Origin of the sequence: Nocardioides sp. Soil805, assembly GCF_001429625.1 — a bacterium.
Lineage (GTDB): Bacteria > Actinomycetota > Actinomycetes > Propionibacteriales > Nocardioidaceae > Nocardioides.
In genome coordinates this window covers 402469-428189 of sequence record NZ_LMSU01000002.1, presented here as the reverse complement: position 1 = coordinate 428189, position 25721 = coordinate 402469, and the positions used below count along the sequence as shown (strand labels likewise).

Annotated in this window: 25 protein-coding genes; 17 read left to right on the top strand and 8 right to left on the bottom strand. The window is 72.8% G+C overall.

Annotated features, from left to right (window positions below; genetic code table 11):
* The first annotated feature begins 255 nt into the window (after positions 1-255).
* Complete coding sequence (locus ASG94_RS12495) at positions 256-1245, top strand: type IV toxin-antitoxin system AbiEi family antitoxin domain-containing protein (RefSeq protein WP_056926779.1); 990 nt, start codon at positions 256-258, stop codon at positions 1243-1245.
* An 82-nt stretch (positions 1246-1327) separates the two neighbouring features.
* On the opposite strand, the gene ASG94_RS12490 is transcribed toward ASG94_RS12495, so the two are convergent.
* Positions 1328-2611: an adenylosuccinate synthase gene (locus tag ASG94_RS12490; protein ID WP_056926778.1), complete on the bottom strand. Its 1284-nt coding sequence runs from the start codon at positions 2609-2611 to the stop codon at positions 1328-1330.
* 160 nt (positions 2612-2771) lie between these two features.
* On the opposite strand from ASG94_RS12490, the gene ASG94_RS12485 reads away from it, so the two are divergent.
* Entirely contained in the window at positions 2772-3677 is a 906-nt protein-coding gene (locus tag ASG94_RS12485) for a diacylglycerol/lipid kinase family protein (protein ID WP_235537286.1), read from the top strand.
* Positions 3678-3689: 12 nt separating this feature from the next.
* Here the strand turns inward: ASG94_RS12485 and ASG94_RS12480 are convergent, their stop codons facing one another.
* On the bottom strand, positions 3690-4682 hold the full coding sequence (locus ASG94_RS12480) for a helix-turn-helix transcriptional regulator (RefSeq protein ID WP_056926777.1): 993 nt from the start codon (positions 4680-4682) through the stop codon (positions 3690-3692).
* Positions 4683-4940: 258 nt separating this feature from the next.
* On the opposite strand from ASG94_RS12480, the gene lysS reads away from it, so the two are divergent.
* Positions 4941-6644: a lysine--tRNA ligase gene (lysS, locus tag ASG94_RS12475; protein WP_056926776.1), complete on the top strand. Its 1704-nt coding sequence runs from the start codon at positions 4941-4943 to the stop codon at positions 6642-6644.
* Here the strand turns inward: lysS and ASG94_RS12470 are convergent.
* Positions 6627-7442, bottom strand: coding sequence for a nitrilase-related carbon-nitrogen hydrolase (locus ASG94_RS12470; protein WP_235537257.1), 816 nt, complete (start codon positions 7440-7442; stop codon positions 6627-6629). The two genes, lysS and ASG94_RS12470, sit on opposite strands and share 18 nt — an antisense overlap.
* A gap of 68 nt (positions 7443-7510) precedes the next feature.
* Between ASG94_RS12470 and ASG94_RS12465 the strand changes: the two genes are divergently transcribed.
* From ASG94_RS12465 to ASG94_RS12440, 6 genes are all read left to right on the top strand, one after another.
* A complete protein-coding gene (locus ASG94_RS12465; RefSeq protein WP_056926775.1) occupies positions 7511-7939 on the top strand; it encodes a DUF3151 domain-containing protein in 429 nt (142 codons plus the stop codon).
* Positions 7940-7980: 41 nt separating this feature from the next.
* The gene (locus ASG94_RS12460) at positions 7981-10992 is read left to right on the top strand and encodes a hypothetical protein (RefSeq protein WP_056926774.1); all 3012 of its coding nucleotides are present in this window, start codon (positions 7981-7983) and stop codon (positions 10990-10992) included.
* Entirely contained in the window at positions 10974-12317 is a 1344-nt protein-coding gene (locus ASG94_RS12455) for an SWIM zinc finger family protein (protein ID WP_082624158.1), read from the top strand. The genes ASG94_RS12460 and ASG94_RS12455 overlap by 19 nt, the downstream gene beginning before the upstream one ends.
* A gap of 63 nt (positions 12318-12380) precedes the next feature.
* Positions 12381-12698 carry a DUF3311 domain-containing protein gene (locus ASG94_RS12450; RefSeq protein ID WP_235537256.1) on the top strand — a complete coding sequence of 106 codons (318 nt, stop codon included), beginning with the start codon at positions 12381-12383 and terminating at the stop codon, positions 12696-12698.
* Positions 12695-14410 (top strand): monocarboxylate uptake permease MctP, encoded by a 1716-nt coding sequence (gene mctP / locus ASG94_RS12445; RefSeq protein ID WP_082624157.1) that lies wholly within the window; start codon positions 12695-12697, stop codon positions 14408-14410. Before ASG94_RS12450 ends, mctP begins: the two co-directional genes overlap by 4 nt.
* Positions 14411-14422: 12 nt before the next feature.
* Complete coding sequence (locus ASG94_RS12440; RefSeq protein ID WP_056926772.1) at positions 14423-14881, top strand: GNAT family N-acetyltransferase; 459 nt, start codon at positions 14423-14425, stop codon at positions 14879-14881.
* A gap of 276 nt (positions 14882-15157) precedes the next feature.
* Here ASG94_RS12440 and fbaA read toward each other — a convergent pair whose 3' ends face one another.
* Positions 15158-16192, bottom strand: coding sequence for a class II fructose-bisphosphate aldolase (gene fbaA / locus ASG94_RS12435; protein WP_056926771.1), 1035 nt, complete (start codon positions 16190-16192; stop codon positions 15158-15160).
* 139 nt (positions 16193-16331) lie between these two features.
* On the opposite strand from fbaA, the gene ASG94_RS12430 reads away from it, so the two are divergent.
* The 5 genes from ASG94_RS12430 to ASG94_RS12410 all read left to right on the top strand — a co-directional run bounded on the left by ASG94_RS12430 (position 16332) and on the right by ASG94_RS12410 (position 19856).
* Positions 16332-16904 carry a sigma factor-like helix-turn-helix DNA-binding protein gene (locus ASG94_RS12430; RefSeq protein ID WP_056926770.1) on the top strand — a complete coding sequence of 191 codons (573 nt, stop codon included), beginning with the start codon at positions 16332-16334 and terminating at the stop codon, positions 16902-16904.
* Between the two features lie 62 nt (positions 16905-16966).
* Complete coding sequence (locus ASG94_RS12425) at positions 16967-17929, top strand: hypothetical protein (protein WP_056926769.1); 963 nt, start codon at positions 16967-16969, stop codon at positions 17927-17929.
* Complete coding sequence (locus tag ASG94_RS12420) at positions 17926-18414, top strand: SigE family RNA polymerase sigma factor (RefSeq protein WP_056926768.1); 489 nt, start codon at positions 17926-17928, stop codon at positions 18412-18414. The genes ASG94_RS12425 and ASG94_RS12420 overlap by 4 nt, the downstream gene beginning before the upstream one ends.
* A 77-nt stretch (positions 18415-18491) precedes the next feature.
* Positions 18492-19331, top strand: a complete 840-nt coding sequence (locus ASG94_RS12415) for a hypothetical protein (protein WP_056926767.1) — start codon at positions 18492-18494, stop codon at positions 19329-19331.
* A gap of 6 nt (positions 19332-19337) precedes the next feature.
* Positions 19338-19856, top strand: a complete 519-nt coding sequence (locus tag ASG94_RS12410; protein ID WP_056926766.1) for a SigE family RNA polymerase sigma factor — start codon at positions 19338-19340, stop codon at positions 19854-19856.
* A gap of 4 nt (positions 19857-19860) precedes the next feature.
* Here ASG94_RS12410 and ASG94_RS12405 read toward each other — a convergent pair whose 3' ends face one another.
* Positions 19861-20529, bottom strand: coding sequence for a TrmH family RNA methyltransferase (locus ASG94_RS12405; protein WP_056926765.1), 669 nt, complete (start codon positions 20527-20529; stop codon positions 19861-19863).
* A 36-nt stretch (positions 20530-20565) separates the two neighbouring features.
* Between ASG94_RS12405 and ASG94_RS12400 the strand changes: the two genes are divergently transcribed.
* The gene (locus ASG94_RS12400) at positions 20566-21306 is read left to right on the top strand and encodes a DedA family protein (protein ID WP_235537255.1); all 741 of its coding nucleotides are present in this window, start codon (positions 20566-20568) and stop codon (positions 21304-21306) included.
* 30 nt (positions 21307-21336) lie between these two features.
* Here ASG94_RS12400 and pyrE read toward each other — a convergent pair whose 3' ends face one another.
* Both pyrE and ASG94_RS12390 read right to left on the bottom strand, forming a co-directional pair.
* Entirely contained in the window at positions 21337-21879 is a 543-nt protein-coding gene (gene pyrE, locus ASG94_RS12395) for an orotate phosphoribosyltransferase (RefSeq protein ID WP_082624155.1), read from the bottom strand.
* Between the two features lie 14 nt (positions 21880-21893).
* Positions 21894-22607, bottom strand: coding sequence for a class E sortase (locus ASG94_RS12390; protein ID WP_056926764.1), 714 nt, complete (start codon positions 22605-22607; stop codon positions 21894-21896).
* Positions 22608-22639: 32 nt separating this feature from the next.
* On the opposite strand from ASG94_RS12390, the gene ASG94_RS12385 reads away from it, so the two are divergent.
* Entirely contained in the window at positions 22640-23818 is a 1179-nt protein-coding gene (locus ASG94_RS12385; RefSeq protein WP_056926763.1) for a pyridoxal phosphate-dependent aminotransferase, read from the top strand.
* A gap of 2 nt (positions 23819-23820) precedes the next feature.
* On the top strand, positions 23821-24300 hold the full coding sequence (locus tag ASG94_RS12380) for an NUDIX hydrolase (RefSeq protein ID WP_056926762.1): 480 nt from the start codon (positions 23821-23823) through the stop codon (positions 24298-24300).
* A 301-nt stretch (positions 24301-24601) separates the two neighbouring features.
* On the opposite strand, the gene ASG94_RS12375 is transcribed toward ASG94_RS12380, so the two are convergent.
* Positions 24602-25669 (bottom strand): hypothetical protein, encoded by a 1068-nt coding sequence (locus ASG94_RS12375; RefSeq protein WP_056926761.1) that lies wholly within the window; start codon positions 25667-25669, stop codon positions 24602-24604.
* Between the last annotated feature and the right edge of the window lie 52 nt (positions 25670-25721).

The following is a 25721-nucleotide window of genomic DNA, read 5'->3' as shown; positions in this document are numbered from 1 at the left end:
GGGCGACGATCCTATCGGCGTCGGCGCTGCGCCCATGTAACGCTCCGTCAGGCGGGCTCCACACCCCACCGGTGGGGTGTGGAGCTCAAGTAACGGCGCGTTACATGAAGGCTGCCCGGCCCAGGGCGGGTCGGCCCGGGCTGGCTCGCGGGTGGGCGGGCCGGCAGCAGTCCACAGGCCCGCCTCTGACCGCTCCCTCCACAACTCCATGGCCGGTCGGGCCACGGTTGCCGGGTCCGCTCGCACCATCCAGGGATGGACCTCCAGAGCTACCGACCCGCCCTCGACCAGCACGGGCTGCTGACCCACCGGCAGGCGCTGGCCACCGGCCTGTCCCCGGCCGACGTCGCCCGGCTGGTGCGCGAGCGCGCGTGGGTCCGGGTGCGGAAGGGCGTGTACGCCGACCACGACTGGTGGCAGGCCCTCGATGCCCACCGCGCCCGCCCCGTGGCCCGGATCCACGCGGCCGCCCTGGTCATCGGCACCGACGGCGTCTTCAGCCACGACTCCTCCGCACTCCTGCTGCGCATGGGGGTCCCCGACGCCCGCGCGAGCCTGGTCCACCGGACCCGATCCCGGGTGCACGGGACCCGCATCAGGGCCGGCATCAAGCACCACGGAGCGCCGTACCTGCCCGAGCACGCGACGACCGTCGGCGGGGTCCCGGCACTCGGCGCGGCCAGGACCGCCATCGACCTCGCACGTGAGCACGGCCGGGACGCCGGAGTCGCTGCCTGTGACCAGGCGCTGCGGCGCGGGGTGAGCCGGGCGGAGCTCGCCGCGATCGCTGACTTCATGCACTGCTGGCCTGGCAGCCGGGCGGTCCGTGCGGCTGTCGAGCTCGCGGACGCGGGCTCCGAGAGCTGGCTGGAGTCACTGGGGCGGATGCTGGTCACCGACCTCGGCATCGGTCGACCGGAGACACAGTTCGGCCTCACCGACGGGAGCCGCACGGTGTGGTGCGACCTGAGGGTCGGTCGGCACGTGTTCGAGGTGGACGGCCACCTGAAGTACCTCGATGGCGACGTCCCGGACCCGGCGGCGCTGTGGAAGGAGAAGAAGCGCCAGGACTTCATCACCGGGTTCAAGCTCGGAATGTCCCGCATCACGGCCCACGACTGCGGGGCGGGCCGGGTGGTGGCACTGCGGAGGCTCGCTCGGGAGCAGGCCGACACGGTGGCCCGGTTCGGTACCGACACGGCCGACCTCGCGCCGTACGTCGTGACGCGGCCCCGCCGGCTGTAACGCCCCGTTACGCGGGCTCTGCACCCCATCGGTGGGGTGTGAACCTCGCGTAACAGAGCGTTACATGGAGGCCGGCGGCGGGTCAGTCGTGGACGGTGAGCGTCTGCTCGCGCCCCGGGCCCACGCCGACGCCCCAGATGCGGGCGCCGGAGATGTCCTCGAGCGCGCGCACGTAGGTCTGCGCCTGGGCCGGGAGGTCGCCGAACGTGCGGCAGCCGGAGATGTCGGAGTTCCAGCCCTCGAAGACCTCGTAGACGGGCTTGGCGTGGTGGAACTCGGTCTGGGTCATCGGCATCTCGTCGACGCGGGTGCCGTCGATCTCGTAGCCGACGCAGACCGGGATCTCGTCCCAGGCGCCAAGGATGTCGAGCTTGGTGAGGAAGAACTCGGTGAGCCCGTTGACCCGGGCGGCGTAGCGCGCAACCACGGCGTCGTACCAGCCGCAGCGACGGGTCCGGCCGGTCGAGACGCCGATCTCGCCGCCGAGCGTCTGGAGCTGGAGCCCGTCGTCGTCGAAGAGCTCGGTGGGGAACGGGCCGGAGCCCACGCGGGTGGAGTAGGCCTTGATGACGCCGATGACCCGGTCGATGCGGGTCGGACCGATGCCCGCGCCCGTGCACACGCCGCCGGCAATGGCGTTGGAGGACGTCACGAACGGGTAGGTGCCGTGGTCCACGTCGAGCATGGTGGCCTGGGCGCCCTCGAAGAGGACGGTCTCGCCGCGGTCGAGCGCCTGGTTGAGCAGCAGCGAGGTGTCCGCGACCATCGGGCGCAGCCGCTCGGCGTACGACAGCAGCTCCTCGACGACGGCGTCGGCGTCGACGGCCCGGCGGTTGTAGACCTTGGTCAGCAGGTGGTTGCGGACGTCGAGCGCGGCCTCGACCTTCTGCTGGAGGATGCCCTCGTCGAAGAGGTCGGCGACGCGGACGCCGACGCGGTTGATCTTGTCGGCGTACGCCGGGCCGATCCCGCGACCGGTGGTGCCGATCTGGTTCTTGCCGAGGAACCGCTCGGTGACCTTGTCGATCGTCGAGTGGTACGACGCGATCACGTGCGCGTTGGCGCTGACGACCAGGCCGCCCATCTCGACGCCGCGCTCGAGCAGGCCGTCGAGCTCACGGAACAGCGCCTCGGGCGAGACGACGACGCCGTTGGCGATCACGCTCGTCGCGCCCGGGGTCAGGATGCCGCTGGGGAGCAGGTGGGTGGCGTACTTCTCACCGTTGATGACGATGGTGTGGCCGGCGTTGTGGCCGCCACTCGTGCGGACCACGTAGTCGATGGTCTCGCTGGTGGCGAGCAGGTCGGTGGCCTTGCCCTTGCCCTCGTCACCCCACTGGGCACCGAGTACGACGATCGCGGGCATCGCAGCCCTCCTCAGATATCCGGCTCTGGGCCAAAAGAAACAGCCCCGGCACACGTGCACCGGAGCTCTTGCGGCGCCACGTTACCGCAGTTCGGGGACCTGGCGGGATCGCGCCCGTCGCCCGGGCGGGGTGGTCGACTACTGTCCAGCCGTGGACCCGATGCTCGTGATCACCAACGCCGAGGCCGGCACCTCCGACCAGGAGACGCTGGACCTCGCCCTGACGATCCTGCGGGAGGCGACGTCGGTCGAGGTGGCAGCCACCTCCAACCCCGGTGAGCTCGACGGCGTCCTGCACCGGGCCGGCTCGCGGCGGATCGTCGTGGCCGGCGGTGACGGCAGCCTCCACGCGGTGGTCGCGGCGCTGCACAAGCGCCACGAGCTCGCCGACCGCACCCTGGCCCTGCTCCCCCTCGGCACCGGCAACGACTTCGCCCGCGGCACCGGCATCCCGCTGCCCATCGAGGAGGCCGCGCGGCTCGTGCTGGACGGCGAGCCCCGCCCGGTCGACCTCATCGTCGACGAGACCGGCTCCGTCGTGGTCAACAACGTGCACGTCGGCACCGGCGCCCAGGCCAGCCGCAAGGGCCACAAGTGGAAGCAGCGCCTCGGCTCCATCGGTGTCGGCAAGGTCAACATCGGCAAGGCGGGCTACCCCATCGGCGCCCTCCTGGCGGCCTTCCACCCGCCGCACCGCCGGCTGCGGGTCGAGGTCGACGGCGTGGTCGTCAACGACGTCGACCAGCCGGTGCTGATGGTGGCGATCGGCAACGGCGCCAACGTCGGCGGCGGCACCGAGGTCACCCCCGACGCCGACCCCGAGGACGGGCGCCTCGACGTGATGATCAGCCGGGCCGTCAGCCCGGGCGCCAAGCTCGGGTACGTCGCCAAGCTCCGCAAGGGCGAGCACCAGGAGCGCGACGACGTCATCAGCCTGCGCGGCTCGACGGTGTCGGTCACGGGCGAGGAGTTCTGGGTCTCCGCCGACGGCGAGATCTACGGCCCCGAGCGCAGCCGCACGTGGCGCATCGAGCGGGCGGCGTACCGGATGGTCCTGCCCCGCTAGCCCGGCTCCGGGTCAGATCCAGCCGCGACGGCTGGCCTCCACGCCCGCCTGGAAGCGGGTGTCCACCCCCAGGTCGCTCATCAGGGTCGCGATGCGGCGCCGGACGGTGCGCAGGCTGAGCCCCAGCTTGCGGGCGATGACCTCGTCGGTGGCGCCGGCGACGAGCTGCTCCAGCAGGAACCTGCGTACGTCGGGGCGCGCGCTGCGACCCTCCAGCTCGGGCACGGGCGCGGCCCGCGACCACAGCGACTCGAACCACAGCGTCAGCGCGGCCACCACCGACCGCTGGCGCACGTGCACCCGGGGCTCGTCGGCGAAGCCCAGGGGCTCGGGCAGGACGGCGTGCGCGTCGCCGAGGATGAACATCCGGGTCGGGACCTCGGAGATCACCCGGACCTGCTCGCCGAACCGCGCCCGGACCAGCAGGGAGTCCGGCGCCTCGGACAGCGCGCGGATGGGATAGATGGCCCGCGACCGCCGACCGGTGGCCATCGCCTCGGCCAGCAGCTGGCTCACTGCGGACTCGCGCGGCATCGCCCAGGCGTCGGGGCGCAGCCAGAGCATGTCGCCGCGGCTCGTGCGCAGCATCTGGCCGATCAGCTCGAGGGGGTCCCCGCCCGAGCTCAGCTCGCCGTCGAGCGGGCGTACATCGGCGAGGTCGCTCTCGTCGGGGCGCGTGGTGGCCGCGACCAGGTGGGGCACGACTCCGGCCAGCGCGGCCAGCCGCTCCCCGGACGTCGCGGCGCGTTGGGCCTCACGACGCACGAGCGCCGCCACGGCCAGCGCCATCGGTGGCACCACGACGCGGTCGTCCCTGAGCTCGACGAGACCCATCTCCATCAGGGGCGCCAGGTCGTGGAGCAGTCCCTGGGGGGTCTCGTGGATGAGTCGCGCCATGCCCTGGAGGGTGTGCCCGGAGGCCGGGGCGACCCGGAAGTACAGCTGCTCGGACGCACGGTCGAGGCCCAGCGCGGCCAGGGCGGAGGAGGAGTCGGAGTTCGCCACTCTGGCAGGTTAGTGCCAGAGGCCGTCGCGAGCCACGTGGCAGGCACCTGCCACGGCGATACTTCTACCGGTGCCGCGCGGGGGTGCGGCCCGGACTGCTCCCTCGGGAGCGTGGGCGTCGAAGTCGCCGCAGGGGACGACTTCGGCGCCCGTGTCATTTCCCCACCCAAACCGCACGTGTCATTTCCCGCCCACCGCCCGTGTCATTTCCTCACCCCTCGTCGGCCCGGTCCGGCGGCAGGCCGATAATCTGCGCCCATGGCACGTGGTGGACGGCAGGGCGGACAGCAGGGAGAGCCCATCGACTGGGTGACCCGCGCCGCCGACGACGCGATCCGGCACGCGGGCGAGGGCAACAAGGTCACGGTCGCCTCCGGCGCCAGCCCGTCCGGGCCCATCCACCTGGGCAACCTGCGCGAGTTCCTCACCCCGCACCTCGTCGCCGAGGAGCTGCGTCGCCGCGGCGTCGAGACCCGCCACCTGCACAGCTGGGACGACTACGACCGCTTCCGCAAGGTCCCGGCCGGCGTCCCGCCGGAGTGGGCCGAGCACATCGGCCGGCCGCTCTCCGCCGTCCCGGACCCGTGGGGCTGCCACGAGTCCTGGGCCGAGCACTTCAAGGAGCCGCTGGTCGCGGCCCTCGCCGAGCTCGGCGTCGAGATGGACGAGATCAGCCAGACCGAGATGTACCGGGCCGGCACCTACCGCGAGCAGATCCTGCACGCCATCCGGCACCGCGACCGGATCGAGGAGGTCCTCGGGCGCTACCGCACCAAGGCCGCACCGGTCGCTGAGACCGAGGAGGAGGCCGCCGAGCTGGCCGAGTCGGTCGCCAACGAGGAGGAGGGCGCGGGTGCGGGGCAGTACGCCCGTTTCCCCTACAAGCCGTGGTGCGCCACGTGCGGTCGCGACACCACCGACGTGACGGCGTACGACGACGAGACCACCGACCTGGCCTACACCTGCCGCGAGTGCGGCCACTCCGGCGTCACCAACGTCGCCACGCAGGACGAGGGCAAGCTGGTCTGGAAGGTCGACTGGCCGATGCGCTGGGCCTGGGAGAAGGTTGACTTCGAGCCGGCCGGCCTCGACCACATGACGCCCGGGTCGTCGTACACGGTCGGCCAGGAGCTGGTCTCCTCGGTCTTCGGGTGGCAGGCCCCCGCGCGGGTGACCTACGCGTTCGTCGGCATCGCCGGCATGCAGAAGATGTCCTCGTCCAGCGGCGGCGTCCCCACCCCCGCCGACGCCCTGCGGATCCTCGAGGCGCCGATGGTGCGCTGGCTCTACACCCGCCGCGCACCCAAGCAGGCCTTCACCATCGACTTCGGTCCCGAGGTCGTGCGCCTGTACGACGAGTGGGACGCCCTGGGCCGCAAGGCCGCCGACCCGGCCAAGCGCGACGCCCAGGTGCTGGCCTTCGAGCGGGCGTCCTCGACGCAGGCACGCGGACCGCTGCCCGTCCCGGCGGTCGCGGTGCCGTTCCGCACCCTCTCCTCCGTCGCCGACGTCACCGCCGGGTCCGCCGACCTGATCAGCCGGGTCGTCGAGCACGTGGGCTTCCCGCACGACAGCGTCGCCGACCTCGAGCCGCGCCTGGGCCGGGCGATGGCCTGGACCGCGTCGCTGCCGGAGTCCGAGCGCACCATCGTGCGCGAGACGCCGGACACCGACCGGCTCGCGTCGCTCGACGAGGACGAGGAGCTGTGGCTGCGGATCCTCCTGGACCGGCTGCCCGACGAGCTCGAGCTCGACGAGGTCACCGCCGTCGTCTACGGGGTGCCCAAGGTGGCGCGCGGGCTGGGCTTCGAGGACGCGCCGACCGAGCAGGTCAAGGCCGACCAGAAGGATTTCTTCCGGCTGCTCTACAACCTGCTCGTCGCGGCCGACCGCGGGCCGCGCCTGCCGACGCTGATCGTCGCCCTGGGGCACGACAAGGTGCGCTCACTCCTCGGGGCCTGACCCCGGCAGCACGGGGATCCGGGCGCGCACGTCGGCGACCGCGTCGAGGTCGACCTCGCTGACGAGCACGTCCGGCTCGGCCCCGAGCCGGCCGTGCACGGCTCCGAGCGGGTCGACGAGCGCGCTGCGGCCGATCCCGAGGGGGGCGCCCTTCACCGGCTCCTGCCACGCCTGCCCGGCGGCGAGCAGCCAGGCCTGGGCGTCGAGGGCCCGGGCCCGCACGAGGACGTCCCACTGGTCGGCCTTGCCGGGCCCGTCGCCCCACGACGCGGGCAGCACGACGAGCTCGGCCCCCCGGGCGCCGAGCGCGGTGAACTGGTCGGCGAAGCGCACGTCGTAGCAGGTGGCGAGCCCCACGCGGACCGTTCCGGCGTCGCCGCCGTCGACGTCCACGACGACGTAGCCCTCCCCCGGCGCGACCGTCTCGGACTCGCGGGAGTCCAAGGCGTCGAAGAGGTGCACCTTGCGGTACGTCGCGTCGCCGGCGGGGCCCGTGACGAGCAGGGTGTTGTGCACCCGGCCGTCGCTCGCCGGCTCGAAGAGCCCGACCACCACCGTCACCCCGGCCGCGGCGGCGGCCTCGCGGATCCCGCCGGCGAACGGCCCGTCCAGCGGCTCCGCGGCCCGGGCCGGGTTGCGGGCGAAGCTGGCCATCGTGGCCTCGGGCAGCACCACCAGCCGGGCGCCCGCGTCCGCCGCCCGGCGTACGGCGGCCCTCGCCTGCCCGAGGTTGGCGGCGGGGTCGGTGCCGCTGCGCACCTGGGCAGCGGCGACGGTCAGCGTGCGGGGACCGGTCAACGTCGCTCCTGGTGCCGTGGGGGTGTCCGGGGAGCCACCCTACGAGGCCCCCGTGGCAGGCTGTCGCCATGAGCACTGGCCCCTTCCTGGGCGGCGACCTGATGGCCGGCCCCCCGCCCACCCACCTCCCCGTGGACCCCGCCGACGCCGAGCTGGCCGGGGGCGAGGCGCCCGCCGCCGTCGTACGCCGCCACCCGGCCTCGCCCGCCGCGTGGGCCGCCCTGGCCCTGCAGGCCCAGGAGGCCGGGGCCGACGACGTCACGGTCTACGCCTACGCGCGGGTCGGCTACCACCGCTCCCTCGACATGCTGCGACGCAACGGCTGGAAGGGCCACGGCCCGGTGCCGTGGGAGCACGAGCCCAACCGCGGCTTCCTGCGTGCCCTGGCCCTGCTCGCGCTCAGCGCCCGAGCGATCGGCGAGACCGAGGAGTGGGAGCGCTGCTCGACCTTCCTCCGCGACTCCAGCGCGGCAGCGGCGGACGAGCTGCTCGTCTGATTCCTGCCCCGCCGTCGGCGAGGCCGCCTAGGCTTCGCGGCGTGACGGGGGAATCGCACGACGTCGGCGCGCGTCTCCGCGAGCTGGTCATCGCGGGCGAGCTCGCGCCACTGCGCGCCTACCTCGACCGCTTGGCCGGGGACGACCTCAGAGCCGCCCGGAAGTGGGTCACCGGCACGCACGACGTCGACGACTACCCCCACCCCGGCGAGCTGGGGAATCCGCGGGACCAGGACCACTACGCGCGGGTGCAGGCGATGCGCCTGGCTCGGCTGGCGACGTGGGGGCGCCTGGGCGCACCCGCCGCGTCGGCGAAGGCGGTGTCGGCCGAGATCACGTTCCTGACCACGGAGCACGTCGCCGGGCTGGCCCCTTTCTTCGTCGACCGCGACGCCGCCTGGGCCCGATCGTTCGCGACCACCGCCGACGCGGTCAGCACGTCCGCCAGCGGGGCGGGCCTGGCGTCCGTGCTGCTGCGGGCAGTGGTCGAGGCCCACGACCTCCCGGTGCCGACCGGGAGGAACTTCCACCGGGCATGGATCAACCAGGTCGAGAGCCACGCGGCGCCGCCGACGTGGGCGGGCCCCCGCACGCCGACCCTCGAGCCGCTGCTCGCCGACCCGCTCCTGCCGGACGTCGTCTACCACCAGCTCGCCTCGGGCGAGGTCGGCGGTTGGACCGGCTTCGGCACGGTCCTGCCGCCCCTCGTGGAGCAGGGCCTGATCGACCGGGAACGCACCCTGGCGGTCGCGCTCGAACAGCTCACCTCGGGGCAGAGGCCGTCCTCCCAGAAGGCACTGGTCGGGGCGCTCACCGCGCTGGAGCTGCGCGCGGACGAGGTGCCGGGAGGGCTCGGCTACCTCCTCAGCGTGCTGTCGAGCTGCCACGGCTCGGCGGCAGCACCCGTGCTGCAGCTCGCGATCGATCTCGTCACCTCGGACGCCGAGGCCGTTGAGCTGGCCCAGGTCATCAGCCCGCGTTCGGAGAAGGTGCTGCGGCGTACGCTCCTCGCGGCCCTGTCACCTCGTGCGCTGGGCCGGACAGTGTCGCGCGAAGCCCTCCACGAGGCGATCGAAGCCCTCGCCGCGGGAGATGACCACGTGGCCGACCAGGCGCGCTACGACAAGGCCCGAGCCGCGCTCGGCGTCGCGCCGGCCGCGGAGCCGGAGGTCACCGCACCGGCCTCGCTGGGCCTCTGGGGCCTGACACCGCCGCGCCTGGAGGAGAGCCAGCCTGTCCACTGGGGTCTCCCCCTCCGCGACATCGTCAAGCAGCACATGCGCGCCAAGGACAAGAGCTGGGACCAGGCCCAGGCGACCGAGATGGTGCTGGACGCACTGGCGCGGGGGGAGCTCACCACCGCGGACCTCGTCGGCATCGGCCACGAGCTCGCTGCGGAGGGGCGCCTGAGCCCGGTGCGCAGCGCGGCCCTCTTCGAGGCGATGTTCCTCGGGGGTGCGATGCAGCTGGTGTGGCCCGCCGCGCTCCAGTGCGCCGGCATCGCTGCCACCGGTCGACCCCGGCCGGGTCTCGACCGTCTACTGGCGATGCTGTCCACCTACGCCTCGGAGCCGCCACGACCGGTGCGGCTCCCCTCGCAGGTGGTTGCTCTCGCGAACGGGAGCAGCAAGGCCGCGCTGGAGGCCGCACGTCTCGCACGCCTCGTCGACGCGCCGACCGACGGGATCGAGCTGGACGAGGTGGACCTGGCGCTGTGGGACGAGACCACCGAGCGACCGCCGCAGGGACTTGCCTTCCCAGCGAAGCGGGAGCTCGACTCGGTGGGCGGCCGACTCGTGGCGGGCTCGGCACGTCACTCGCACCAGCCGAGCGCGCGCGGGCGGGTCCGGCGCTGCCTCGTGCTCGAGGAGATCGTCAGCCTGCTGGCCGAGCACGGTGTCGACGAGGTGCGGGGACGCGTCGCCGCCGGCCCGACCCACCAGTCCTGGCCCGTGGCGGAGGCTGTGGCGCTGTGGGCGTCGGGGCTGCTGGACGTCGCGACCTACTGGCGCGTGGTCGAGGCCACCGAGACAGTGACGGGCAAGCCACACGAGTGGCGGGTCCAGCGCGACGCCTATCACCGATGGCGGACCGCCGACGGGATCCAGCTGGACCCGCCAGTGATGCCGGCATGGTGGAGCGACGACGACCGGGCGCTCGAGTTCCTGCACGCCTGCGAGGTCCTGCTGTGTGCCCAACGGGGCGGCGCCGTGCTCAGCACCCCCGATCGGGTCGACGGGACGCTCGGCCTCGACGTGCTCCTCGACCGGCTGTCGCGCGCCCGGATGGTCGGTCCGGTCGACCTCCGGCTCGCACTGGCCCGCCTGCGCCCCGCCCGCGCACAGGACGCGGGGCGGGTGACAGGGTCCGTCCGCACCGACCCTGCGCTCACGGTCGCATCCGCCGACCGCGACATGGATGCGGTGGAGCTGGTGCGGGCATGGGTGGCGGGCGGCGGCCTGCGCTGCTGGCCGGGACTGAACGAGCACGGCTACCCGACGTTCCACACCGAGGCGCCGTGGGCGTGGGACTCGCTGGCCGCACTGTCGCGCCGCGGCCTGCCGGACCTGCCCTTCTACCGGCACGACGACATCTGGCGCCTGCCAGGCCGCCCCGATGTCTGGCTCAGGGGGGGCCTGCTCGTGACGTCCTCGCACGAGAGCCTCGCGGAGGTCGGCGGCTACCTCGAGAGCCCCGGGTGGCGCACCGTCCTTGAGACCCTCGCCACGGTGCCGCCCGACTACGCGGCGGTCGACTTCGACGCACTGGTCCGGCTCCAGCGTCAGGGACGGCTCGACCCGGCGGTGGCCGCTGCGACCGCCACCTCGGAGTGGGACGCGGGCTCGACCGTCATCGGCGACGGAGTGGGCTGGGAGCACGCGTTCCTCCGCGGCGTGCTGCGCGGCCTGTGGCCGGTCGCCGTCGCCGTGGTCGAGGTGGGACTGGCACGCCCGGAGCGCCCGGAGGGGGTCGACACGCTGCAGGCCGTGATGCGTCGCTACGCACGCCATGTCCCGGCCGAGGCCGTCCCCTCGTGGCTGGCGGACGCGTGAGCGGCTACGGCGCGGCCTCGGCGCTCGTCGACGGGCCGCAAGGACGACGGCTCGGCCTGGAGACCGCGAGCGCGCTCACACCTACGGGGCTCGTCGAGCGCCCCGTCTTCTTCTCCGGCTTCCCCGCGCGTCCCGAGGTCCTGGCCGCCGGGCTGCTGGCGGTCGCCGACGTGGCTGCCACGACGTACGCCGACTTCGGGCAGGCCAAGCGGCTCGCGAACCTGGACCCGGTCGTCACCGCGAGCGGCGACCGGCTGCGCTTCGAGTCCTTCTCCGGCTGCAACTCCGTCCATGCCCGGCTGGACGTGCTGCCCGACGGCGTCGGCGAGGGCGACGTCGGCTTCGGCACGACCAACGTGGACATCAACCAACCGCTCCGGACGGCGCTCGCGCGAATGGGCAGCACCACCCTCCTCCACCTCACGGTCGGCCCCGACGAGGTGCGGACCAGCACCCCCGACGACCACCACGTCGAGCGGAAGGTCGAGCTGCCCGACCGATGGGTCCGCGGCCTGGCCGAGGTGCCGTACGTCAGCGCGGCCATGACGGCCCGCGCCGAGCTGACGGGTGGAGCGATCGGCCGCTTCGCGCGCGACCTCCCCCGCGCGGGCTCACCGGGTCCGACGGTGTGGGCCGTGCCCTCGCCGAGCGGGCTCCGCCTGCTCCCTTGGGCACTGCCCGGAAGCATCGAGGTCCCCGGCGTCACGCGCCTGCGCGGCATGGACCGGGTCCTGCGGTTCGCCACGTCGCTGACCCTCCACGCCGACGCGCACGGCGCGACGGCCTGGGTGTTCGAGCTGCCCGGCGCGCGGCTCACGCTGGCGCTGACGGCGCACCCCTACCGCGGGTTCTCCGGCGAGGGCGGGCTGCTGCTCCGCCTGGTCGACCGCAGCAGCGAGACCCACGGCCGCGCGCTCCTCGCCGACCTGGGCTGGGACCCCGTCGTCGATCCGCAACGTCTTGCCGCGACGACCGGACGGAGTGGCGACGACGTCACCGACGGGCTGGCCTGGCTCGCGGCCTCCGGCAGGCTGGGCCACGACCTGGCCGAGGGAGCCTGGTTCCACCGCGAGCTCCCGATCGACGCCGAGCAGGTGCTCCGGCGCAACCCGCGGCTGCGGCACGCGCTGGCCCTCGCGGAGTCCGGGGGCGTGCGCCCCCACGGCGCCGGGCGGTGGCTGGTCCGGGGCAGCGGCACCGAGCACGCCGTCAGCGGCCCGTCGGGCGACGGGCTCACCTGCACCTGCCCCTGGGCCGACAGCCACGCCGCCGGCCGCGGCCCCTGCAAGCACGTCCTGGCCGTCGTGGTCGCCACCTCCGGCTGACCGCTCGTCCGTCGGTGCGCCGGTTGCTGTGTCACGGGTAACACCAGGAGTAACCTCCCGCGCATGACACTCGGGCAGAACCCCCCTCCGCCGCGCCCCGAACCCGGCGCCACCCCTGACGTCCCTCCCACCGACCGAGGCAAGATGGTCCTCGCCGGCGTGCTGCTGATGATCCCGATCATCGCCCTGATGTGGGTGCCGTCGTACGCGAAGACCGACCCGGAGCTCTTCGGCTTCCCGTTCTTCTTCTGGTACCAGTTCCTCTGGGTGTTCCTGTGCTCCGGTCTCACCTGGACGGCGTACAAGCTCACCCTCGCCGCGCGGCCGCCCCGGACCCCGCGGGCCACCGACGGCTCGAGCACCGCCGGCGGTGACCGATGAGCGCGCAGGTGGCCGTGATGGCGGCCGACACGGGCATCAACGGCGTCGCCCTCGCGGTGCTCATCGTGCTGTTCGCCATCGTGACGGTGGCCGGCTTCTACGCGTCGCGCTTCCAGCGCGGCGACTCCCTGGAGTCGCTCGACGAGTGGGGCCTCGGTGGGCGCAAGTTCGGCACCTGGGTCACGTGGTTCCTGCTCGGCGGTGACCTCTACACGGCGTACACCTTCGTCGCGGTCCCGGCGGCGATGTTCGCCACGGGCGCGGTCGCGGGCTTCTTCGCGGTGCCCTACACGATCGTGCTCTACCCGATCATCTTCATCTTCATGGCCCGCCTGTGGTCGGTCAGCCACCGCCACGGCTACGTCACCACCGCCGACTTCGTGCGCGGCCGCTACAACTCCCGCGCGCTCTCGCTCGCGGTCGCGGTCACCGGCTTCGTCGCGACGATGCCCTACATCGCGCTGCAGCTCGTCGGCATCCAGGCGGTGCTCGAGGTGGCCGGGCTCGGTGGCGGGGACAACATCATCGCCAAGGACCTGCCGCTGTTCATCGCCTTCGCCCTGCTCGCGGCGTACACCTACTCCAGCGGCCTCCGGGCGCCCGCGGTGATCGCGTTCGTCAAGGACATCCTGATCTACCTCGTCATCATCGTCGCGGTGATCTACCTGCCCGGCCAGGTCGGCGGCTGGGACTCGATCTTCGGCGCGGCCCAGGACAAGATGGCGACGGTCAACCCGGCGACCGACAAGCCCACCGGCACCTTCATCTCGGTCGACAGCACCCACTGGGCCTACGCCACGCTGGCGCTCGGCTCGGCGCTCGCGCTGTTCATGTACCCGCACTCGGTGACCGCGTCGCTGTCGTCCAACAGCCGCAACACGATCCGTCGCAACGCCGCGATCCTGCCGGCCTACTCCTTCGTGCTGGGCCTGCTCGCCCTGCTCGGCTGGGTCGCCATCGCGGCCGGGACCACGCCGGTCGGTCTCGACGGCGAGCCCAACGCGCAGCTGGTCATCCCGCAGCTCTTCGAGGACATGTTCCCCGCGTGGTTCGCCGGCGTCGCCTTCGCGGCGGTCGCGATCGGCGCGCTGGTGCCGGCCGCGATCATGTCCATCGCCGCGGCCAACACGTTCAGCCGCAACATCTACAAGGAGTGGCTCAAGCCCGACGCCACGCCCGCCCAGGAGGCCAAGGTCTCCAAGCTGATGTCGCTGGTCGTCAAGGCGTTCGCGCTGGTCTTCGTGCTCACCCTCGACAAGCAGAACGCGATCAACTTCCAGCTCCTCGGCGGTATCTGGATCCTCCAGACCTTCCCCGCCGTGGTGTTCAGCCTCTACACCCGCTGGTTCCACCGCTACGCCCTGCTCACCGGCTGGGCGGTCGCCATGGTCTACGGCACGGTCGAGGCCTACCAGGTGATCAACCCGGTCACGGGCAAGCACTTCGGCGGCTCGCTGGGCGAGATCCCGGGGCTGGGCGAGCTGGGCTACATCGCCATGACCGCCTTCGTGCTCAACCTGGTGATCACGGTCGTGCTCAGCGCGATCCTCAACGCCGCCAAGGTGTCCAACGGCCAGGACGAGACCATCCCGTTCGACTACGTCGCCGACGCGGACGACCCGCGCGTCCAGAAGGACCTGGTCGACCACGAGAAGCACGACGCGGCCTACGGCGACCCGGACGACATCTCGGGCAACGCCGGCGCCCGCTGAGAGGACCGGGCCGTGGTGGACGTGCGCGTGCTCACCGCCGAGGAGGCGCCGCTGGCGGCGCGCCTGCTCGACGACTTCAACCGTGAGTACGACGAGCCGTCCCCCGGCCCGGAGTGGCTGGCCGGACACCTGGCCGAGCTGGTGGCCGGCGACGAGACCGTGGTCCTCGTCGCCGGCCCGGCCGACGGGCTGGGGGTGCTGCGGCTGCGCCGGTCGCTGTGGGGCCCGGCCCTCGAGGCCTACCTCGCCGAGCTGTACGTCGTGCCGGACCGTCGCGGGCAGGGCATCGGGCGGGCGCTCCTCGAGGCCTGCATGGCGACCGCGCGCGAGCGGGGCGCCGACTACATGGACCTCACCACCACCGAGGACGACGTGGTGGCGCGCAGGCTCTACGAGTCCGCGGGCTTCGACCGCACGGAGGGGCGCCCGGACGGTGCGCTCTCCTCCTACTACGAGCGCACCCTCGACTGACGCGACCCGGGCAGCCACCTCGTGGGATCCCGCTCACCTGTTGGCAGGACCGGAACCACGGTCTAATGTCGGACCGAAGCCGTCCCAGACCCCGACGGTTCATCGCACGCTCGATGAGGAAGGGGACGCGCCATGTCGATCGGCCACAGGCACCCGCTGCGCTCGCGCCTACCCCTCCACAGGACCAGGGGGACGGGGGACGGGGGACGGGGGCGGTAACGACGACGGGCCAGCGCGCCGTGGGGGGCCGGCCCGTCGTCGTTGTCGTGACGTCGATCAGGCGCCGAGGGAGGTGCCTGCCGACCGCAGGTTCTCGCACGCCTCGACGATGCGCGCGGCCATGCCCGCCTCGCCGGCCTTGCCCCAGGCCCGCGGGTCGTAGGCCTTCTTGTTGCCCACCTCGCCGTCGACCTTGAGCACGCCGTCGTAGTTGTCGAACATGTGGGCGGCGACCGGACGGGTGAACGCGTACTGGGTGTCGGTGTCGACGTTCATCTTGATGACGCCGTAGTCGACGGCGGCACCGATCTCCTCGGCGGTCGAGCCGGACCCGCCGTGGAAGACCAGGTCGAACGGCTTGGCACCGGCATCCAGCCCGAGCTCGGCGACCACGGCCTCCTGGGCGGACTTGAGGATCTCGGGGCGCAGCTTGACGTTGCCGGGCTTGTAGACACCGTGCACGTTGCCGAAGGTCAGCGCCGTCATGTAGCGGCCCTTCTCGCCGGTCCCGAGCGCACGCACGGTCGCGAGCGCGTCCTCGGGGGTGGAGTAGAGCTTGTCGTCGATCGCGCCGACGACACCGTCCTCCTCGCCACCGACGACCCCGATCTCGACCTCGAGGATGATGTGCGCCGCCGCGCACTTCTCCAGCAGCTCCTGCGCGATCTGGAGGTTCTCCTCCAGCGGCACGGCCGAGCCGTCCCACATGTGCGACTGGAAGAGCGGCGCCTCTCCGCGGGCCACGCGCTCGGCGGAGATGTCGACCAGCGGCCGGACGAAGCCGTCGAGCTTGTCCTTGGGGCAGTGGTCGGTGTGCAGCGCGACGTTGACCGGGTAGTTCTTCGCGACTTCGGCGGCGTACGCCGCGAACGCCACCGAGCCGGTGACCATGTTCTTGACGCTCGGGCCGGAGAGGTACTCCGCGCCGCCGGTGGAGATCTGGATGATGCCGTCGGAGCCGGCGTCCGCGAAGCCCTTGAGGGCGGCGTTGAGGGTCTGGGACGAGGACACGTTGATGGCCGGGTAGGCGAAGGACTTGCCCTTCGCGGCGTCCAGCATCTGCGCGTAGACCTCGGGGGTGGCGATGGGCATGTCGGATCCTTTGGGAGGACGTCTCGGGACATCTCCGACCCTAGTGGCTCCCGGCCGCTCTGCGAACGGCAGATCTGACGGCATCGCGACGCAACCGAACGGTTGCCGGGTGCGTCTTCACCGCAAGGGGGAAACCACCATGACCACCACCATCGACTGGGTGCACGAGATCGACGCGTCGTTCGACGGGTTCGGCACCACCGACGTCTACGTCGCCGGCACGCGGCCGGCCCGCTGGGGCACCCGCCGTGACCTGCGCGCCACCGACGGGTTCACCGCCTACCTCCTGGACCGTCAGCAGCACGTGCGCCGGGTGGCCCACGCCATCTGCTGCGACTGGGTCCAGGCCGAGGACGCCGTGCGCCGCACCCTCGCCCACGTCGAGGCCGCGTGGCCGCACCTCGCGGACGCCACCGAGGCCGACGCGCTCGTGCACCGGTCGCTGGCCCGCCTCGACGTCCACGAGTCCCCGAGCCCCCGCAGCTGCGGGGAGCACCGCGCCGCCGACTTCCCCGTCGAGGACCAGTCGCTGCTCTTCGACGGCCTCCAGTCGCTGCCCGCGGTCCAGCGCAAGGTGCTGGTGCTCCACGGCTGGCTCGACGTGCCCGCCGAAGAGGTCGCCGGCGCGCTGGGCATCGACGTGTCGATGGTGCACCGGCACGCGACCCGCGGCCGCGCAGCGCTGGCGATGCTGCTGCCCGAGCACGCCTGACAACCGATCGCACCCGACGTCGCGTACTCCTCGTGACAGCACTTGACGCGGAGAGGACCACCATGGACACGACGCAGGGGGGCGAGAAGTCGTCCGGCGCGAGCTGGTCGGACCAGATCGACCGGTCCTTCGGCGAGGGGCCGCGACTGCCGGAGCCGGCGCGCTACCTCGCCGCGGGACGAGCTGCCGTACGACGCCGCCGGCTCGCCGCCGGCGTCGCTTCCCTCGCCGCGGTCGCCGTGCTCTTCGGCGCCACCTGGGCCGTGCTGCCGGGCGACGCCCGTGCCGGAGCCGGGCTGGTCGCCAACGACCCGTCGCCGAGCACGGCGGCGGAGTCGCCGAGCCCCACCGCGGAGTCGCCGAGCGCGCCGGAGCTCGAGCCGCTGGTCGAGTCGGACGCCGAGGTCCGGATCGCACGGACCGACGACGAGATGGTGATGCTGGGCCGAGGACCCGCCGTGGCGCCGCTGGACGACGGCAGCCTGGTCCGCCGGCCCGGGTGGACCGTTGAGCGGCTCGTCGTCCTGGAGGACCTGGCCCGCCACAAGTCCTGGGGCGTCGACCTCTCCCGGGACGACGGGACGGCCGAGCAGTGGGCGCTGGCGTCCTGGTCGAGCGACGGCGCCACGTCGATCTCCTTCGACCGGCCCGGCAAGCGGTTCGCCGAGTTCGAGGACTGGATCAGGGCCACGTGGGCCGACGAGCAGCGGTTCAAGGACGTCGAGCCGGGGCAGGACGTCCCCGTGGACGACTCGGTCGCCGCGTTCGTCGACGGCGACGTCGTCGCCGCGGACGGCGTGACGCTGCTCGAGGTCGTGATGAGCCCGAAGGAGGCGGCTGCCTACGGCCCGGTCGCCAAGCAGGCGGCGGTGCGGCTGCGCCTCGCCGACGGGACCGAGATGTTCGGACGGGTGGACGAGTGGGGCACCACGACCGTCGACCCGGCCGTCCTCGACGCTCCGACGATGGCGGCCTTCCTGCGCCACCTGGCGTCCCAGGCCGACAGCGGCGAGGGACTGCGATGAGGCGCGACGAGCACGAGGCCGCGTACGTCGAGTACGTCGCCGCCCGCCAGGTGCACCTGCGCCGCATCGCCTACGCGATCTGCGGCGACTGGCACCGGGCCGACGACCTGCTCCAGACCTCGCTCACCAAGCTGTACGTCGCGTGGCCGCGGGTGTGCGGCAAGGGCACCGAGGACGCCTACGTCCGCCAGATCATGGTGCGCGCCAACATCGACGAGCACCGGCGGCCGTGGCGCCGCGAACGGGTCACCGACGAGCTGCCCGAGCAGGCCGCGCCGCCCGACCGGGACGTGGTGGAGCGCTCGGCGCTCTTCGACGCGCTCCAGGCACTGCCGGAGATGCAGCGCAAGGTGGTCGTGCTCCGGCACTGGCTGCAGCTGTCCGTCGCCGAGAGCGCCAAGGAGCTCGGCATCGCCGAGGGCACCGTCAAGAGCCACTCCTCGCGCGGGCTCGCCGCGCTGGAGACGGTGCTCGCCGATCGTTGAGGCCGGCGGGCGTGACAACCTCCCGCGCCCGCAGGCGTTCTCGGTGGTAGGACATCACCTAGCGACGGGGGAACGACATGGACACCGACCTGAAGGACCGCTTCGACCGGGCACTCGACGGGGGCCCGGCCCACCGGCCGCTCGACGCACGGCTGAGCGCCGGGCGCCGGGCCGCCCGGCGTCGGACGGCCCGGATCGCGGTGGCGGCCACGGCCTGCCTCGTCGTCGTCCCCCTGCTCGGCGTGACGGTGCTCGACCGCCCCGACGGTCCCGGGCGCCCCGACTCACCGCTGGACTCGGCGGTGGCACCGGCCGCGATCCCGACCGACCCGGCCTCCGACGACGCGACTGATAAGTCCACCGACGCGGCCCGTTGGGATGACGACACATGGGCCCGCCTGGCGCCGGATGGCACCGTGACGGTGCGACCCGGTGCCACGGTGACGCAGCGAATCGACGACGTGATCCCCGATCGCCCCTCGGTCGCGCTCGCCCTGACCTCCGAGGACCAGCGCAAGTACGTCCTGCTGTGGGCGTCCGAGAACGGCGTGGTCACGGACGTCACGGAAGACGCGATGGGCGAGCTCCTCGACTTCGTGACGTCCACCTGGAGCCCCATGTGGGACCTCCCCGTCGCCATCGGCGACGGCGGCGACTACGCCTCGATCCCGCTGGTGGCCTACCGCGGTGGTCGCCTCCACACACTGGACGGCGTCCGGCGGGTGCGCGTCGTCGCCGACCCGGTCGACGGGTTCTGCCCGGGCTGGCCCAGCCACGCGGTGGAGCTCGTCTACCGCGGTTCCACCTACTTCGCGCTCCTCTCCGAGGGCAACTGCGGGGCCTCCTTCGGGCCGCGCACCGGGGCCACCCCGAGCCTGGACGTGTTCGTCCAGCAGGCCAGCGGCCGGGTGGGCTGACCCGACATGCGTGTCACCCGCACGCAGCGCGAGGCGGCGTACAGCGACTTCGTCCTCGCCCGCCAGGACCACCTCCGCCGGCTGGCCTACGCCCTGTGCGGCGACTGGCACGACGCGGAGGACCTCCTGCAGATGGCACTCACCAAGCTGTACGTCGCGTGGCACCGGATCGGGACCGAGGACGGCGACCCGGAGGGCTACGTCCGGCGGATCCTGGTCACCACCAACATCGACCAGCACCGGCGCCGGCAGCGACGCGTGCGCACCGTGTCCCTGGATGCGGGGCGGGAGGCCACGGCCCGCGCCGGGCTGGCTCCCGAGGACCAGGGCCTGCTGGTGGCGGCCGTCCAGGCATTGCCGGAGCAGCAGCGCAAGGTGGTCGTGCTGAGGTTCTGGTGGGGCCTCTCAGTGCGGGAGACCGCCCAGGAGCTGCGCATCTCCGAGGGCACGGTCAAGAGCCACAGCTCCCGCGGGCTCGCGGCCCTGGAGGTCGTGCTGACGCGAGCCGAGGTGTCGGACGGGTGAACGGTCAGCCGCGCCAGGCCGAGTCGCCGGAGAGGTCGGCGTACGACCGCACCCATGCGTGCATGGCGATCGCGGCGGCGGCGCTGGCGTTGATCGAGCGCGTCGAGCCGAACTGCGCGATCGAGAACGTGCCGTCGCACACCGCCCGGGCCTGCTCGGACAGCCCCGGCCCCTCCTGGCCGAAGAGGAAGCACACCTGCCTCGGCACCTCCATGGTCTCGAGGTGCTGCGAGCCCGGCAGGTTGTCGATGCCCAGCAACCGGACGTCCCGCTCGTGCAGGTAGGCCGCGAGGTCGTCGGCCGTGGGGTGGTGGCGCACGTGCTGGTAGCGGTCGGTGACCATCGCCCCCCGCCGGTTCCAGCGCCGGTTGCCGACGATGTGCACCTCGCGGGCCAGGAACGCGTTGGCGGTGCGCACGACGGTGCCGATGTTGAAGTCGTGCTGCCAGTTCTCGATGGCGACGTGGAAGTCGTGCCGCCGGGTGTCGAGGTCGGCGACGATCGCCTCGAGCGTCCAGTACCGGTAGCGGTCGACCACGTTGCGCCGGTCACCCTCGGCCAGCAGCGTCGCGTCGTACTGCTCACCGCTCGGCCACGGGCCCTCCCACGGCCCCACCCCGACCTCCGCCGGACCGTGCGGCATCGGGTCGTACGGCGCCCGCTCGTCGTCCATGGGGGCACCCTAGGCGGCGGAAGTTAGGGTGAGCCGGTGACCCTGCTGCTCGACGTCCAGCCCCTCCTGCTCGGGATGGACTGGATGGATCCCGGGTGGCTCCTCGAGCACTTCGGCGAGGCCCTGTTCTGGCTCAGCCTGGGGATCATCTTCATCGAGTGCGGGCTCTTCTTCCCGTTCCTGCCGGGCGACACGTTGCTGTTCGCGATGGGGCTCTTCCTCGCGACGGAGCAGATCGACGTCTTCCCGGGCCCGCCCGGGGTCGAGCTGATGATCGCCATGGTGCTGTTCATCGCCGCCGCCGTCGCGGGCAACGTCGCGGGCTACGAGATCGGCCGCGCGATCGGGCCGCCGCTCTACGAGCGCGACGGCCGGATCCTCAAGCGCAAGTACTTCGACCAGACGACCGCGTTCTTCGACAAGCACGGCAACAAGGCGCTGGTCATCGGCCGCTTCGTGCCGTTCGTGCGCACCTACATCACCGTGGTCGCCGGCGTGACGCACATGGACCGGCGCCGGTTCTTCACCTGGAGCCTGGTCGGGGCCGCCGGCTGGGTGGTCTCGATCAGCCTGCTCGGCTTCTTCCTCGGCGCGGCGTTCCCGTCGCTGGGCGAGAACATCGACAAGGCGATCATCGTCATCCTCGCCTTCTCCGTGGTGCCCATCGCCTGGGAGTGGTGGCGCCACCGGCGCACCTCGTCCCCCGAGGCGGACGACAACGACCACGACGGTCGCCCGGACCGCGACATCTCCGGTCGCGACGTCGGGCCGCGCTGAGGCCGTCCGCGTCCTGGCTCCGCCCGGGCGTCAGCCCTGGGCGGCGTCCAGCTGGGCGCGGGTGAGCACGGATCGGACCTCGAGCCCGACGTCGGCGAGCGGGTTCTCGCCCTCGGGCGAGCGGTCGATCGCGCAGACGACGACCTCGACGGTCGCGCCGGCCTCCCGCAGCGCCCGCGTGGCGTCGCGCACCGCGCCGCCGGTGGTGATGACGTCCTCGACGATCGTCACCCGGCGACCGGCGACGTCCGGCCCCTCGGCCAGCTTGCAGGTGCCGTACTCCTTGGCCTTCTTGCGCACGAAGAGCGCGGGCAGGCCGGTCTTCGCCGAGACCATCGTGGCGATCGGGATGCCGCCGAGCTCGAGGCCGCCGAGGAGCTCGGTGTCGGCGGGCAGCAGGTCGAGCATCTGCGCGGCGACGCGGTCGAGCAGCGCCGGCTGCGCCTCGAAGAGGTACTTGTCGAAGTAGGTGTCGGCGACCTGTCCGGAGCGGAGGGTGAACTCCCCGGTCAGGCGGCAGGTCGCATCGATGTCGCGGGCAAGGGTCTCGTCGGCAGGGATCTGGTCGGCCACGGCGACGAGACTACTCAGAAGGGTCGATCGCGGTTCCGCTCGTCCTTGGAGACGAGATGCCCGAAGGCGACCAGCCGGTCGTCGGTGTGGAAGAGCTCGGAGCAGGTGGTCAACGTGATGAGCCGCTGCGCGGGCTCGCGGCCCGGAGGCTGTACGCCGCCCGCGTCGGGGTTGCGGGGCAGGTCGGCCAGTACCCAGGTGCCCGTGAACGGCACCGTGAGGCCATCGCCCGGGGTGTCGAGGACGTAGGTGTAGGTCCAGCGCGCGGTCTCGACGACCACCTCGTCGCCGGGCTCCAGCGACGGCAGGTCCCGCAGCGGCTCGCCGTGGGTGACGCGGTGGGCCGCGAGGGCGTAGTTGCCCCTCTCCCCCGCACCGGCGGTGCCGTCGAGGTGCCCGAAGCCGGAGGCCAGCACCTCGTCGGAGGACCCCTCCAGGACCGGCACGGCGTAGTCGTCGCCGAAGGCCGGGATCCGCACGACGGCGGTCACGTCACCGTGGTCCGTCGGCACCCCGCCCCGAGGTCCGTCCTGCCCCGCCCGGTAGGAGTTCTGCTGCTCCCACTTCCGCTCGACCTCGTCGACGAGGCTGCGGTGGGTCCGCTGCGAGGTCGCGTTCGTGCCGTACAGCTGCCACGCGACGTACCCGGCGAGGACCAGCCCGGCCACCACGAGCAGCACGCCTACCCGGGTCATCCAGGTGGAGCTGCGCGAGGAGCGGGACGACATGTCGCCGAGTGTCCACGATTACCCTCGCCAGCATGCGCACAACGTCTGCACGCGTCCGCTCGGTCCCGCCGACGATCTTCTCGCAGATGTCCGCGCTCGCGGTCCGCACGGGAGCGGTCAACCTCGGACAGGGCTTCCCCGACGTGGACGGCCCGCCGTCGGTGATCGCGGAGGCGGTGCGGGCGCTCGAGCACGGCGCCAACCAGTACGCCCCCGGCATCGGCGTGCCCGCGCTGCGACAGGCGATCGCGCGCCACCAGCAGCGCCACTACGGGATCGAGCTCGATCCGGACAGCGAGGTCGTGGTGACCACCGGGTGCACCGAGGGCATCGCCGCCGCCCTGCTCGGGCTGGTCGACCCGGGCGACGAGGTGGTGGTGCTGGAGCCGTACTACGACTCCTACGTGGCGATGATCGAGTTCGCCGGTGGCGTACGTCGCCCGGTCACCCTGCGAGCGCCCGACCACCGCCTCGACCCGGACGCACTGCGGGCCGCGATCACGCGGCGTACCCGGCTGATCCTGCTCAACACCCCGCACAACCCCACCGGCACCGTGCTCACCCGCGAGGAGCTGCAGGCGGTCGCGGACGTGGCGATCGAGCACGACCTGGTCGTGGTCACCGACGAGGTCTACGAGCACCTGGTCTTCGACGACGCGCTGTCGCCCGAGGGGCACGTGCCACTGTCGACGCTGCCCGGCATGCGGGAGCGGACCCTGACGCTGTCCAGCGCTGGCAAGAGCTGGTCGTTCACCGGCTGGAAGGTGGGGTGGGCGACGGGTCCGCGCGAGCTCGTCGGCGCCGTCCTTGCCGCCAAGCAGTGGCTGACCTTCACCTCAGGCTCGCCGCTGCAGCCGGCGGTGGCGCACGCGCTGGACCACGAGCCGGACTTCCCGGCCGCGCTGGCTTCCTCGTTGCAGCGGCGTCGCGACCTGCTCGTGGCCGGTCTCGCCGACGCCGGACTCACCGCGCGCGTGCCCGAGGGCACCTACTTCGCGACCACCGACATCCGCCACCTCGGATGGGCGGACGGGCGGGAGTTCTGCCTCGCCCTGCCCGAGGTCGCGGGTGTCGTCGCGATCCCCAGCATCGCGTTCTACGACGACCACGACGAGGGCCGGCACCTGGTGCGATGGGCCTTCTGCAAGGAGGCCGACGTGATCAGCGAGGGCGTACGGCGCCTCGCGGCCGCCGACCTGCACCGGCGTTGAGCGTGTCCTCGCCCCGCCTCCGACAGGCCGTCCGCGCCCTCGTGCTCGACGAGGACGACCACGTGCTGCTCGTGCACTTCGACTGGGAGGGGCTCGACGTCGCCGGCGGGTTCTGGGCCTGTCCCGGAGGCGGCATCGATCCGGGCGAGACGCCGGTGGACGCGCTGCGGCGCGAGCTCGCCGAGGAGCTCGGCCTGGAGGATCCCGTCATCCTCGGCCCGGTGTGGCGGCTCACCCGGATCTTCCCGATGCCGCACTTCGACGGCCAGACCGACGTGACCTACCTGGTGCGTGCCAGCCGTTTCGAGCCGCGGCCCCGGGTGGACCTGGTGGCCGAGAACGTCCACGGGGTCCGGTGGTTCTCGCCCGACGAGGTCGCCGCCGGGATCGTGACCTTCAGCCCGCGGGACCTGGGGACGCAGGTCCCCACGGTGCTCGCCGAGGGTGTGCCACACCGCCCGCGCGACATCGCCGCGCTCTGAGGAGCAGGGCGGCTGTCGTCAGTGTGCGTGGATGCACCCCTGACCAGTCCCGGACGGTGCTTCCACGCACAATCGTCGCGCCCGTGCGGCCAGGAATCGCCCGGTCGGCGTGCCTCAGCGGTCAGGAAGTGCCCTCTCGGCGTACCCCAGGTGCCAGGAATCGCCCGGTCGGCGTACCCCAGGTGCCAGGATCGCCCGGTCGGCGTACCCCAGGTGTCAGGAATCGCCCGGTCGGCGTACCCCAGGTGCCAGGAAGTGCCCTCTCGGCGGACCTGACGCGTCAGGAAGCGCCCTCTCGGCGTCAGGGGCGGTCCCCCGCGAGCCACACACGCACCTCGGGCCGGCGCAGGACGGCGACGGTGATGATCGAGGCGAAGGCGGGCAGGGCGAGGACGAGGGAGGCGAAGGTACCGACGACGCACAGGATCGCGCTGAAGGTGGCCGAGACGGTGAGGGCCTGCGCGGCGGCCCGGCGACGGGCGAGGGTGAGGAAGGCCAGCACCACCGCGGCCGCGGCCCACGCGATGACGATGCCGCCCATGACGAAGGTGGTGGTCTGCAGCAGCTCCTGCGTGACTCCCTGCTCGGCGAGCTCGGGCTGCTGGCGCAGCACCTCGTCCATCAGCGCGTCCGGCGAGAACGCCATGACCGCCACGCTGATCGCGGTCAGCAGCAGGACCAGACCCGCCGAGACGACCGTGACCACGAAGGCCACGAGCACGCCCTCGGGACGACGGGTGGGAGCGGGCACCGGCGGCAGCGCCGGCCAGGTGCCGTGCTGGACGGGCGGCTCGGCCGGGCTGGCCGGCGAGGCAGGAGAGGGCGGGGCGGCAGCAGAGGGCGGGGTGGGCGGCTGGTCGGCGGCCCGGGCGTCCGGGAGGGGCGGCGGCCAGACGGCGGCCTTGGGGGCGTTCGGCGCGTCCGCGGGCGGCGTACGGTCCGGGACGGGCTCGCCCCGGAACCACTCGCGCGACGGCGAGAGCCACAGCAGCCCGATGGCCACCGCGACGATCGACGACATGAAGCCGCCGGCCACGATGCCGGTGACGAAGATGGGTACGGCGAGCACCGTCAGGCCGACGCGGGCGGCGCGCTGGCCACGCAGGGCGTAGACGCCCAGCACCGCGGCGACGGCGGCGCACACGCCGGTGACGGTGGCGACGCCCCGCAGGATCTGCAGCGTCCCCTCGACCGTGAGGCCGAGGCCGTTGCCGGGCGGGTCGGACAGGAAGTCCTCGATCGCGTCGCGCGACTCGATCCCCCGCAGGCCCGTCATCGAGTCCCACACGGTCACGAGCAGGAACAGGGAGCCGAGCACGATCATCCCGCCGGCGAAGGTGGTCTGGCGCGGTCTCGGCTGGGTGCTCACGTGGTCATTCCACCAAAGGCATGGTGAGCGGCACCCGACCGGGACCCCGCCG